This is a genomic window from Pseudomonas sp. BNK-30, from assembly GCF_047456185.1.
Classification (GTDB): Bacteria; Pseudomonadota; Gammaproteobacteria; order Pseudomonadales; family Pseudomonadaceae; genus Aquipseudomonas; species Aquipseudomonas putida_E.
Map to the genome: position 1 here is coordinate 5,028,459 of NZ_CP179904.1, position 12,083 is coordinate 5,040,541.

Sequence of the window (12,083 nt, forward strand, 5' to 3'; positions counted from 1 at the left end):
AGCCGGCTTGCCGGCGATCTGGCCTTAAAGACCTACCAGCAACTCCCGGTAATCCTCGACTGCCGCAAACTCCTGGGTATCGCGCGGCGCCGCCTGGCTATCGGGCTGGCGCACGGCCAGCAAATGCCCCACGCCAAACCGCTGGGCACTGCGCAGAATGGCCAAGGTGTCGTCGATGAACAGGCTGCGCCCAGGCTCGAACCCGATATCGGCCTGCAACGCATCCCAGAACTGCGGGCTTTCTTTCGGGTAGCCGTAATCATGCGAACTGATCAGCCGCTCGAAATACGGCGCCAGTTCCACCCGCTCCAGCTTCAACGACAGCGAATCGCGGTGCGCATTGGTGATCATGACCACGCGCTTGCCGGCCTGGCGGATCGCTGCCAGGAAGGTATCGGCGTCTGGGCGCAGGGCGATCAGGTCGGCGATCTCGCGCTTGAGTTCGCGGATCGGCAAGTTCAGCTCGCGGCTCCAGAAGTCCAGGCAGTACCAGTTGAGCGTGCCGGCATTGCGTTCGAACAGCGGCTGCAGCTCCATTTCGGCCATCGCCCGGCTTACGCCGTGCACCTGGGCGTAGCGCTGGGGCAGGTGCTCCAGCCAGAAGCGGTTGTCGTAGTGCAAATCGAGCAGCGTGCCGTCCATGTCCAGCAGGACAGTATCGATGGCAGACCAGGGAAGAACAGGCATGGGAAACTCTCGTTCAGTCGGCAAGCCACGGTATAGTAACCCGTTCACGCCAAGGAGCCGCCCCATGCGCCAGAAACCCACCGTTCTCAGCCGCGAGATCGTCGCCAGCAGCCGCTTGTTCCGCGTCGAGGCCGTGCAGTTGCGTTTCAGCAACGGCAACGAGCGTACCTACGAGCGCCTGGTCGGGCGCGGCAATGGATACGGCGCCGTCATGATCGTGGCCATGCTCGATGCCGAACACGCGGTGTTGGTGGAGGAGTATTGCGGAGGCACAGATGAATACGAACTGTCCCTGCCCAAAGGCCTGATCGAACCGGGCGAGGATGTGTTGGCAGCGGCTGACCGGGAACTCAAGGAAGAAGCCGGCTTTGGCGCGCGTCAGCTGGAACACCTGACCGAGCTGTCGCTGTCCCCCGGCTACATGAGCCAGAAGATCCAGGTGGTGCTGGCCACCGACCTTTACGAAGAGCGGCTGGAGGGCGACGAGCCGGAGCCGATGCGGGTCGACAAGGTCAACCTTCGCGAACTCTCGGCGCTGGCCATGCACCCGCAGTTCAGCGAGGGGCGGGCGCTGGCGGCGTTGTACCTGGCGCGTGACCTGCTGATTCAACGGGGGCTGCTCGACGTATGAACGACCAGCAACTGATGCATGAAGTGGTGAAACTGGCCGCCCTGGCAGGGCAGGCGATCCTGCCGTTCTGGCGCGCCGACGTGGCGGTGACCAACAAGGCGGATGATTCGCCGGTGACCGCCGCCGACTTGGCCGCACACCGGGTTATCGCCGACGGCCTGCAGGCGCTGGCGCCGCAGATCCCTGTGCTGTCTGAGGAAGACTGCAATATTCCGTTGGCCGAGCGCCAGGGCTGGCAGCGCTGGTGGCTGGTCGACCCTTTGGACGGTACCAAGGAGTTCATCGCGGGCAGCGAAGAGTTCACCGTCAATATCGCGCTGATCGAAAACGGCGAAGTGGTGTTTGGCGTGGTTTCGATGCCCACCAGCGGGCGCTGTTATTTCGGTGGCCAAGGCCTGGGTGCCTGGCGGGCAGAGGCAGGCGGCGAGCCCCAGCCGGTCCAGGTCCGTAACGCGCCACCTGCCGATGGTCGTTTCACCGTGGTGGCCAGCCGTCGCCATTCCAGCCCACAGCAGGAAGCGTTGCTGTCTGGCCTTGGCGCTGCTGTCGGTGAGCTGGAGCTGGCCAATATCGGCAGCTCGCTCAAGTTCTGCCTGCTGGCCGAAGGCAGCGCCGACTGCTACCCGCGCCTGGCGCCGACCTCGCAGTGGGACACCGCTGCGGCGCAAGGTGTGCTGGAAGGGGCAGGCGGCGAAGTGATCGGCGTGGATGGCCAGCCGTTCCGCTACCCGCCACGCGAATCCCTGCTCAACCCCTTCTTCCTGGCCCTTCCCGCGGCTGCCAGCTGGCGTCAGGCGCTGATCCAGCTCGCCTCAGCGATGTAACACATACTGCCCGCTGAACCTCACGGCGGGCTCGTCGCTGCCAGCATTGCAAACCGTGGTGTCCAGCGTCAGCCGCGCACGGCCACGGCGCTGATACATCGCAACGAAGCGCTCCCAGGTTTTTTCGTCCGGTGCGGCGCAGCGCGCCACTGCCGTGCCGGTGACCGGCAGCGGGTAGCTGATCTGCCCTTCCTGAATGACGATATGCCCGTCGTCGATGCCCAGCTCGCGCAGGCGCAGGTGCAACCAGCCCCAGCCCACCAGCACGGCGGCGCAGTACAGGCTGCCGCCGAACATGGTGCTTTTGTGGTTGACGTTGGCGGCCAGCGGCAGCTGCAGGCGCAGGCTCTGCCCTTGCCAATCGATGACCTGCAGGCCCATTTCACGGGTCAGGGGAATGTCGCTGTGCAGGACGCCCTGCAGGTACTGGCTGTCGCTGTTCATGGGCGGTTGTCCTCGTGGTCGTCAGGCCCGCTGTGGCCACCGTCAAAACTGAGGCCGTGCTTGCGCAGCTTGTCATGCAAGGTTTTGCGCGGGATACCGAGTGCCTCGGCCAGGCTGCGCATGGAGCTGTGCGGCTGGCCCAGTTCGGCGGCAATCAACGAACGCTCGAACTGCTCGACCTGTTCGCTGAGGTTGCCCAGCTGAAGCGGGGCTGTGGGTGCTGCGGCAGCGGGCGCCTGGTTATCGAGCGCCAGCTCCAGGCCAAGGGCGAAACGCTCGGCGGCGTTTTGCAGTTCGCGCACATTGCCTGGCCAGGCATGGCGCAGCAGCATGGCCCGGTGCGCAGGCTGCAGGGTTTGCGGTGGCAAGCCGTGGCGTTGGCTGGCGGTATCGGCGAAATGCTGGAACAGCACCAGGATGTCATCCCCTCGCTCGCGCAGCGGCGGGATGCGCAGCGGTGCCACGTTCAAGCGGTAGTAAAGGTCGGCACGGAAGCGGCCCTGGTCGGCAGACTGGCGCAGGTCCTCCTTGGTTGCGGCAATGATGCGGATGTCCAGCGGGATGAGCTGGTTGCCGCCCAGGCGCTCGACCACCCGTTCCTGCAGCAGGCGCAGCAACTTCACCTGCACGTCCAGGCTCATGCTTTCGATTTCGTCGAGGAACAGCGTGCCGCCATTGGCGAACTCGAACTTGCCGATGCGGCGCTTCTGCGCGCCGGTGAAAGCGCCGGGCTCATGGCCGAACAGCTCGCTTTCGACCACCGACTCGGCCAGGGCGCCGGCATTGATGGCCACGAATGGCCCATCGCGGCGGCTGGACAGGTCGTGCAGGGCGCGGGCCACCACCTCCTTGCCAGCGCCGGTTTCGCCAAGGATGAGCACGTCGGCGCGGGTGCCGGCCAGGGCGCCGATCTGTTCGCGCAGGCGCTGCATGGCGGGCGAATGGCCGACCAGGCGGGTGGCCAGTTGCTGGCGGTCGCTCAAGGCCAGGCGCAGGCTGCGGTTATCGAGCACCAGCCGGCGCAGGGCCAGGGCGCGGCGCACGCTGTCGAGCAGGGCTTCACTGGCAAAGGGTTTTTCAAGGAAGTCGTAGGCGCCAGCGCGCATGGCCTGCACCGCCAGGGGCACATCGCCGTGGCCGGTGATCAGCAGCACTGGCAGTTCGTTGTCCCGCCCGTGCAATTGTTCGAGCAGTTGCAAGCCATCGATGCCGGGCATGCGGATGTCGCTGACGACCACGCCAGGCCAGTCGGGCTCCAGGCGCTCGGCCAGGCCTTGGGCGTCGGCCAGGGCAACCACCTTCAGCCCCGCCAGGTCGAGGGTTTGGCTCAAGGCCTGGCGCAGGTGTGGGTCGTCGTCGACCAGCAGCACCTGGGCCTGACTGTCGATCTGTATCTCGGGGGTCATGCCGAGGGGTCCTCCGATGGTTGCAGGTTGGCGCCGGGCGCTGCCACACGCATTCGCAGGGTGAGCAGGGCGCCGCCTTCCGGGTGGTTGGCCAGCAGCAGTTCACCGCCCAGGGCACGCATCAGGCTTTCGCAGATGGCCAGGCCCAAGCCCAGGCCCTGGGTGCGGGTCTTGGTGGTGAAGAACGGCTCCTTGGCGTGCTCGAGGGCCTGCCGGCTGAAGCCCGGGCCATTGTCGCGGATGAACAGGTAGACGTAGTCATCGCGCTTTTCGGCACTCAGCCACAGGCGGCGCGGGTTGGCTTTTTCAGTCAGGGCATCGAGGGCGTTGGCCAGCAGGTTGCCGAGCACCTGGCGCAGGCGTGTCTCCCCGGCCTGTACCCACAGGGTGGCATCGGGCAGGTCACGGATCAGCTCAACGGCCATCGCTCGGCGGCGTTTGGCCAGAAGCGCCAGGGCGTCGTCCAGCGCCGGCTGCAGGGCCACGCTTTCCGGTGCGTGGCGGTCCCGCCGGGCGAAGGCCCGCAGGTGAGCGATGATCGAGGCCATGCGCCCGGTCAGTTCGCCGATCAGCTTGAGGTTGCCGCGGGCATCTTCAGTGCGCTGGTGATCGAGCAGGATCTCGGCGTTTTCCGCGTAACTGCGGATGGCTGCCAAGGGCTGGTTGAGTTCGTGGCTGATGCTCGCCGACATGGTGCCGAGCACCGACAGCTTGCCCGCCTGCACCAGCTCGTCCTGGGCGCGCACCAGCTCCTGCTGGGCATTCTCGCGCTCCAGTACCGCGCTTTTCAGGCGGTTGTTGAGGCCTTCCAGGTCGGCCGTGCGCTGGGCCACACGATTTTCCAGCTCCTGGCGGCCCCGGGCTTCGAAGTCGATGCGGTCGATATAGTGCCGGCGGCGTTGCATCACCAGGCCGGCCAGCAGCATCAGCACCAGCAGTGCGCCGCCACCAATGGCCATGACGGTTTGCACCGAACGGTCGACCAGCATGCGAGGTGCGAGGATGCTGACCTGCCAGCCGGTCTCCTTGATGTCACGCGTCTGGGCCAGCCAAGCGTTCTGGTTGAGTACCAGCGGCTGTGGCGCCTGGGTCGGGTAGGGCTGGATGGCGATGATCGCCTGGCGCTCGGCCTCGGTCAGCTCGCGCGTGGCGCGAAAGCGCCAGTCGGGCCGCGAGGTGAGGATCACCACACCGTTGTGGTCGGTCAGCAGCAATTGCTCGGGCGTATTGCCCCAGAGGGTCTCGGTGTGGTCCAGGTCGACCTTGACCACCAATACCCCGACGATGCGTTCACGGTCATGCACGGCAGCGGCAAAAAAGTAGCCGCGCTTGGCCGACGTGGTGCCTTGGCCGAAGAAGCGCCCAAGTTGCCCGGCCATGGCCTCGTTGAAGTACGGGCGGAAGGCGAAATTGCGGCCCACGAAGCTGTCGCGCTTGTCCCAGTTGGAGGCGGCCAGGGTATTGCCGCTGACGTCCATCAGGTACATCACCTCGGCACCGGTCTGGTGGGCGATGTCTTTGAGCAGGCGGTTGGCGTTGGTCACCGCTTCGAGCTTGAACGGGTCGGCCAGTACGCCGCGCAGCGCCGGCAATTCGCCAAGAATCTGCGGCAGGGTTTCGTAGCGGTGCAGGGTGCCGAGCAGGTTGGCGACATACAGGTCCAGGGTCTGGCGATTCTGCGACGCCAGTTCGTCCTGATAATAGCGTTCGGCAAGGTGATGCAGCGGCCACAGCAAAGGGGCCAGGCACAGGGCCAACAGGGCCAGGCTGCGCCAGCGGGGACGGCGTGGGTGCGTGGGTTTTGCAATCATCGCGTAAATGCGCCAGAAGGGTCTGGCGCAATTATGCGCTACTTGAGGCAGTCGATCAGCGCCTGCTGCCAGTGCGGTAGCGTTACGCCCCACTCGCGGGCCAGGCGTGAGCAGTCCAGGCGCGAGTTGGCCGGCCGGCGCGCGGGCGTGGGGTATTCGCTGGAGGGGATCGGCAGCAGCTCGGCGCAGGGCAGGCCGCGGGCCTTGAGCTGCTCGCCGATGGCCTGGGCAAAGCCGAACCACGAGGTCTGGCCTTGGGCGGCCAGGTGATAGGTGCCCCAGGCACCGGCCCGGCCAGCCTGCCAGCGCTCGATCAGCACGCGGGTGCTGAGGGCGATGGTCGTGGCCCAGGTTGGCGCGCCGATCTGGTCGTCGACCACCCGCAGTTGCGGTTTTTCCTGCAGCAGGCGTTGCATGGTCAGCAGGAAGTTGCGCCCGTGCAGCGAGTACACCCAGCTGGTACGCAGAATCAGGTGTGTGCCGCCCACGGCAGCGATGGCCTGCTCACCGGCAAGCTTGCTGCGCCCGTAGACACCGAGCGGGTTGGGTACGTCCTGCTCGTTGTATGGCGTGGCCTTTTCCCCGTCGAACACGTAGTCGGTGGAGTAGTGAATCAGCGGTGCGCCAAGGCGCAGCGCTTCTTCGGCAAGCACGCCAGGGGCTTGGGCATTGATCGCAAAGGCGGTGTCCGGCTCGGTTTCGGCCTGGTCCACTGCGGTGTAGGCGGCAGCATTGATGATCAGCCCGGGGGCAAGCTGGCGCAGCGGTTCACGCAAGGCCTCGGGCTGTGCCAGGTCCAGTTGGTCGCGGCCCAGCAGGTGTATCTCGCCCAGGCCGGCCAACTGTGTTTTCAGCGCTTGGGCGACCTGGCCATTGTGGCCACACACGAGCACCCTCATGGGAACAGGTCCGCGTCAGCCAGCAGCGCGCCGGCCTGGTCCTTGGCCGACAGCTGCGGCGCTTCCACGCCCCAGTCGATGGCCAGCTGTGGATCATCCCAGCGGATGCAGCGCTCGGCGGCGGGGTTGTAGTAGTCGGTGGTCTTGTACAGGAAGTCAGCCGATTCGCTCAACACCAGGAAACCATGGGCGAACCCTGGCGGGATCCAGAACTGGCGGTGGTCTTCGGCGCACAGGCGGGTGGCTACCCAGCGGCCGAATGTCGGTGAGCTGCGGCGAATGTCCACGGCCACATCCAGCACTTCGCCCTGCACAACCCGCACCAGTTTCCCCTGAGGGTTATCGATCTGGTAGTGCAGCCCGCGGAGCACGCCGCGCTGTGAGCGGGAGTGGTTGTCCTGGACGAAATGGGCGTCAAAGCCTGTCAGCCGCGCAAACTCGCGGGCATTGAAGCTTTCGAAGAAAAAGCCGCGGCTGTCACCGAAGAGCTTGGGCTCGATGATCAGTACGTCGGGTATGTCTGTTGCGATTATGTTCATGGCAATTTTCTGACCAGTGTACTCAGGGGTGGACCGTACCGGCCTCGTTCAATGTAGCCGCCTTGGCGCTTTGCAGCCCGGATTGCCATCATGACCGAGCGTGGACGCACGATCATCATTTCATCATTGCCACTTGTGTATCGGCCTTGGCAGTGGCGAGATAAGCGAAAAGTAAAAGAGGTTCCATCTTCATGCCCCTCAGCACCCTGATCCAGCGTTCCAGCCTGCCAAGCCCTTCGCTCAGCGAAGCCCAGGCGCATGCCTTGCTTCAGGCGCATTACGACCTGGCCGGCAGCCTGACTACGCTGGGCAGCCAGCAAGACCTGAACTTGCGTCTGGATACGGGGCAGGAGCGGTTTGTGCTCAAGGTTTGCCACGGCAATTATGCCCAGATGGAACTGGAGGCGCAGCATGCGGCGCTGGCTTACCTGCGCGGGCAAGGGTTGCCGGTACCTGCCGTACGCCCGGCACTCGACGGCCAGTCGTTGTTGGCACTGGACATCGATGGCCAACCGCTGCGCGCCCGCCTGCTCGATTATATAGAAGGGCAGCCGCTGACCCGCCTCAAGCACATGCAGCCTCGCCTGATGGCCGAACTGGGCGCGCTGTGCGCCCGGGTCGACAAAGCCTTGGCCGATTTCGACCACCCAGGCCTGGTGCGCACCCTGCAATGGGACCCGCAACACGCCCAGGCGCTGATCGAGCATTTGTTGCCAGTGCTGCAGGATGCCGGGCAGCGCGCCCGCCTGGAGCAGGCCACTGGCCTGGCCGCCGCACACCTGGCACCGCTGGTGGACGCCTTGCCGAGCCAGGCCGTGCACCTGGACATCACCGATGACAATGCCGTCTGGGCCCGCGATGAGCAGCGCCAGTGGCAACTGCAGGGCATCATCGATTTCGGTGACCTGGTGCGTACCTGGCGCATCGCCGACTTGTCGGTGACCTGCGCGGCCTTGCTGCACCATGCCGAAGGCGACCCGCTGCGCATCCTGCCGGCCGTGCGCGCTTACCAGGCCCTCAACCCGCTGAGCGAAACCGAGTTGCGCGCCCTGTGGCCGCTTGTGCTCAACCGCGCTGCGGTGCTGGTGCTCAGCAGTGAGCAACAACTGGCCGTGGACCCGGGCAACCAGTACATCCGTGACAACATCGCCCATGAGTGGGAGATCTTCGATACCGCTACCGCCGTGCCTTTTGCCCTGATGGAAGCGGCCATTCTGCAGGCCGCCGGCATCGAACCGAGCCGACCGGACCTCGCCGATTGCGCCCTGTTGCTGCCGGACCTTGCCCGTGAGGCGGTAACGCGCGTCGACCTGGGCGTGCTCAGCCCCCACTGCCAGGCCGGTAACTGGGAGCAGCCCGGCTTCGATCAGCGTCAGCTGACGGCGCAGCCCGCGCCTGCTTGCAGCCTGCATGGCCAGTATCGCCTGTCGCAAACCCATATCGACCGCCCTGACGAGCCGGCCACCTGCGCCCTGGGCGTCGAATTGCATGTGCCCAACGGCAGTGCGGTACAGGCCCCGCAAGCCGGGACCTGGCAGCGCCACGGCGATGGCCGTGGCTGCTTGCGCACGGCACAGTGGGCCTTGTGGCTCAGTGGCCTGGAAGATACCCCCGCAGACGGGCAGGCCGTGGCCAAGGGGCAGGCGCTGGGCAGCAGCTGTGGTTTTCTCAGTGTGCAGCTGTGCCTGGACGCCAGCATCCAGCCTCCGCTGTTCGCTGCACCTTCCCAGGCTGCCGCCTGGCTGGCGCTGTGCCCCTCGCCTGCAGCTTTGCTGGGTTTCGACTGCGATGCCGAGCCGCTGGCCGACCCCCAGGCATTGCTGGCCCGCCGCGACGCCAGCTTTGCCCGCTCGCAGAAGCACTACTATGCACAGCCACCGCACATCGAACGCGGCTGGCGCAACTACCTGATCGACATGCAAGGCCGCTCCTACCTCGACATGCTCAACAACGTCGCGGTACTCGGCCATGGTCACCCCCGCATGGTGGCCGAGTCGGCACGGCAATGGTCGTTGCTCAATACCAACTCGCGGTTCCATTACGCGGCCATTGCCGAGTTTTCTGAACGCCTGCTCAAGTTGGCGCCGGCGGGCTTTGACCGAGTGTTCTTGGTCAACAGTGGTACCGAGGCCAACGACCTGGCCATTCGCCTGGCCTGGGCCTACAGCGGCGGGCGCGACCTGCTCAGCGTGCTGGAGGCCTACCATGGCTGGTCGGTGGCGACCGATGCCATTTCCACCTCCATTGCCGACAACCCGCAAGCCCTGGAAACCCGACCCGACTGGGTGCACCCGGTCGAGGCGCCGAACACCTTCCGTGGCCGCTACCGTGGCGCAGACAGTGCCGGTGACTATCTACGCGACGTCGATGCCAAGCTCGCCGACCTCGATGCCCGTGGCCGTCAGCTGGCCGGCATGATCTGCGAACCGGTTTATGGCAACGCCGGTGGCATCTCGCTGCCTGCGGGTTACCTGAAAGAGGCGTATGCCAAGGTCCGTGCCCGCGGCGGTGTGTGCATCGCCGATGAAGTACAGGTGGGCTATGGCCGCCTGGGTGAGTACTTCTGGGGCTTCGAGGAGCAGGGGGTGGTGCCCGACATCATCACCATGGCCAAGGGTATGGGCAACGGCCAGCCACTGGGGGCGGTGATTACCCGGCGCGAGATTGCCGAGGCGCTGGAGGCGCAGGGCTACTTCTTCTCTTCGGCTGGCGGCAGCCCGGTGAGTTGCCGTATCGGCATGGCGGTGCTGGACGTGATGGACGAGGAGGGGTTGTGGCAGAACACCCGCGAAACCGGGCGGTATTTCAAAGCGCGCCTGCAAGCGTTGGTCGATAAACATCCGCTTGCCGGTGCCACGCATGGTTCGGGGTTCTACCTGGGCCTGGAGCTGGTGCGTGACCGCCAGACGCTGGAGCCGGCCACCGAGGAAACCATGGTGCTGTGCGACCGCCTGCGTGACTTGGGGATCTTCATGCAGCCGACCGGCGACTACCTGAACATCCTCAAGATCAAGCCGCCGATGTGCACCACGCGCGCCAGCGTGGACTACTTTGTGAACAGTGTGGACCGCATCCTGTCCGAAGGGTTGTAAGCATCAGCGATGCCGCTCATGTCGATTGTTATCGGCCTGAGCGGCATTTTTATCAGCCGCTCAGCGTTTTCATCCTTTTAATGCCGATATATATCGGTTATAAAATCGGCATCCAAATTGACCATCGGCCTAGGGCCTTTGCAGAGGTTACCCATGAAAACCCTCAACTCCACCCCCCGCGCCGACGGTTTCCACATGCCCGCCGAATGGGCGCCGCAAAGCCAGGTGTGGATGGTCTGGCCTGAGCGTTCGGACAACTGGCGCCTGGGAGGCAAGCCCGCCCAGGCTGCCCACGTCACCCTGGCCAAGGCCATCGCCCGCTTCGAGCCGGTTACCGTGGCTGTTTCTGCCGGCCAGTACGAAAACGCCCGTCGTCAGCTCGACCTGCCCAACATCCGTGTGGTGGAAATCAGCAACGACGACGCCTGGGTACGTGATACCGGCCCGACCTTCGTCATCAACGATTCGGGCGAAGTGCGCGGTGTGGATTGGGGCTTCAACGCCTGGGGCGGCTTCGACGGCGGCCTGTACGCGCCGTGGAACCGCGACGAGGAGCTGGCAGCCAAGGTGCTGGAGATGGAGCGTTGCCAGCGCTACCAGACCGAAGGCTTCGTGCTTGAGGGCGGCTCGATCCATGTGGACGGTGAGGGCACCCTGATCACTACCGAAGAGTGCCTGCTCAACCGCAACCGCAACCCGCACCTGAACCGTGCGCAGATCGAAGAGATCCTGCGTGAGCACCTGGCGGTGGAGACCATCGTCTGGCTGCCCGATGGCCTGTACAACGACGAAACCGACGGCCACGTCGACAACTTCTGCTGTTACGTCAGCCCAAGCGAAGTGTTACTGGCCTGGACCGATGATTCCAACGACCCCAACTATGCGCGCTGCCATGCCGCCTATGACGTGCTGAAAAACAGCCGTGATGCCAAAGGCCGCGAGTTTGTGGTGCACAAGATGCCCATTCCTGGCCCGCTGTTCGCCACTGAAGAAGAGTGCGCCGGCGTCGATCAGGTGGTCGGTAGCCAGGAGCGAGACCCGTCTGTACGCCTGGCCGGGTCCTACGTGAACTTCCTGATCGTCAACGGCGGCATCATCGCGCCAAGCTTCAATGACCCGGCAGATGCCCAGGCCAGAGCCATTCTGGCCAAGGTCTTCCCGGACCACGAAGTGGTGATGATCCCCGGGCGTGAGCTGCTGCTGGGGGGTGGCAACATCCACTGCCTGACTCAGCAGCAACCGGCGCCGGTCAAGCGCTGAAGCAACGCTGCAGAAAAAGCCCGTCGCCTGACGGGTTTTTTTGGGCCGCGACGTCCGGCATGTCGAAATGGCATATGTTTTGTATTGTTTTCAGGGAGTTAACTCAGCAGTACGGTCACTCCGTTCTGTAACAATCAAGACGTAGATTAGCCGCTCACGGGGTAAGGAGTACGTGTAGACATGAACACAGCAAGTGAGACGGCTTTGCGCCCATCGGCAGTAAATCACCAAGCGCTGAAAACCTTGGCACATTGGTTGAAACACCATGGAAGCAATCGGGTCAGGACGACCGACCCACGACGTTTGCTGGATGGCCGCTACCCGCAGGGCCTGATCAGCGATGCGGAGCTGGAAGCGCTGCTGGGCGTGTGGCACTGAACAGGGCAGGAGCCCGCACCACCCTTGAGAAACGCCACCGCACTTGCGGTGGCGTTTTCATTTCTGGGGGCCAAGGCCGGCCCTGTAACACTTAATCCCAGAATTGCCCTAC

General features: G+C 64.8%; 11 protein-coding genes. 5 read left to right on the forward strand and 6 right to left on the reverse strand.

The window, feature by feature from the left end:
* Window positions 1-24 precede the first annotated feature (24 nt).
* Window positions 25-687 carry a GMP/IMP nucleotidase gene (yrfG, locus tag ACMGGN_RS23270; protein WP_046788237.1) on the reverse strand — a complete coding sequence of 221 codons (663 nt, stop codon included), beginning with the start codon at window positions 685-687 and terminating at the stop codon, window positions 25-27.
* 64 nt (window positions 688-751) lie between these two features.
* On the opposite strand from yrfG, the gene nudE reads away from it, so the two are divergent.
* Complete coding sequence (gene nudE / locus ACMGGN_RS23275) at window positions 752-1,318, forward strand: ADP compounds hydrolase NudE (protein WP_046788238.1); 567 nt, start codon at window positions 752-754, stop codon at window positions 1,316-1,318.
* Window positions 1,315-2,142 (forward strand): 3'(2'),5'-bisphosphate nucleotidase CysQ, encoded by an 828-nt coding sequence (gene cysQ, locus ACMGGN_RS23280; RefSeq protein ID WP_119687932.1) that lies wholly within the window; start codon window positions 1,315-1,317, stop codon window positions 2,140-2,142. The genes nudE and cysQ overlap by 4 nt, the downstream gene beginning before the upstream one ends.
* On the opposite strand, the gene ACMGGN_RS23285 is transcribed toward cysQ, so the two are convergent.
* The 5 genes from ACMGGN_RS23285 to rfbC are packed head-to-tail and all read right to left on the reverse strand — an operon-like array spanning window position 2,131 to window position 7,241.
* Window positions 2,131-2,586 carry a YiiD C-terminal domain-containing protein gene (locus tag ACMGGN_RS23285; protein ID WP_039604210.1) on the reverse strand — a complete coding sequence of 152 codons (456 nt, stop codon included), beginning with the start codon at window positions 2,584-2,586 and terminating at the stop codon, window positions 2,131-2,133. The two genes, cysQ and ACMGGN_RS23285, sit on opposite strands and share 12 nt — an antisense overlap.
* On the reverse strand, window positions 2,583-3,992 hold the full coding sequence (locus tag ACMGGN_RS23290; protein WP_125924685.1) for a sigma-54-dependent transcriptional regulator: 1,410 nt from the start codon (window positions 3,990-3,992) through the stop codon (window positions 2,583-2,585). The genes ACMGGN_RS23285 and ACMGGN_RS23290 overlap by 4 nt, the downstream gene beginning before the upstream one ends.
* Window positions 3,989-5,803 carry a sensor histidine kinase gene (locus tag ACMGGN_RS23295; protein ID WP_414156321.1) on the reverse strand — a complete coding sequence of 605 codons (1,815 nt, stop codon included), beginning with the start codon at window positions 5,801-5,803 and terminating at the stop codon, window positions 3,989-3,991. Before ACMGGN_RS23295 ends, ACMGGN_RS23290 begins: the two co-directional genes overlap by 4 nt.
* Before the next feature lie 38 nt (window positions 5,804-5,841).
* On the reverse strand, window positions 5,842-6,702 hold the full coding sequence (rfbD, locus tag ACMGGN_RS23300) for a dTDP-4-dehydrorhamnose reductase (protein WP_414156322.1): 861 nt from the start codon (window positions 6,700-6,702) through the stop codon (window positions 5,842-5,844).
* Window positions 6,699-7,241, reverse strand: a complete 543-nt coding sequence (gene rfbC / locus ACMGGN_RS23305; protein ID WP_115273116.1) for a dTDP-4-dehydrorhamnose 3,5-epimerase — start codon at window positions 7,239-7,241, stop codon at window positions 6,699-6,701. The genes rfbD and rfbC overlap by 4 nt, the downstream gene beginning before the upstream one ends.
* Window positions 7,242-7,432: 191 nt before the next feature.
* On the opposite strand from rfbC, the gene ACMGGN_RS23310 reads away from it, so the two are divergent.
* The 3 genes from ACMGGN_RS23310 (at window position 7,433) to ACMGGN_RS23320 (ending at window position 11,971) form a co-directional block, all read left to right on the forward strand.
* Window positions 7,433-10,333 carry an aminotransferase gene (locus tag ACMGGN_RS23310; protein WP_237860304.1) on the forward strand — a complete coding sequence of 967 codons (2,901 nt, stop codon included), beginning with the start codon at window positions 7,433-7,435 and terminating at the stop codon, window positions 10,331-10,333.
* 153 nt (window positions 10,334-10,486) lie between these two features.
* Window positions 10,487-11,593, forward strand: coding sequence for an agmatine deiminase (aguA, locus tag ACMGGN_RS23315; protein ID WP_237860306.1), 1,107 nt, complete (start codon window positions 10,487-10,489; stop codon window positions 11,591-11,593).
* A gap of 180 nt (window positions 11,594-11,773) precedes the next feature.
* Window positions 11,774-11,971, forward strand: coding sequence for a hypothetical protein (locus tag ACMGGN_RS23320; RefSeq protein WP_012316698.1), 198 nt, complete (start codon window positions 11,774-11,776; stop codon window positions 11,969-11,971).
* Window positions 11,972-12,083: the final 112 nt, after the last annotated feature.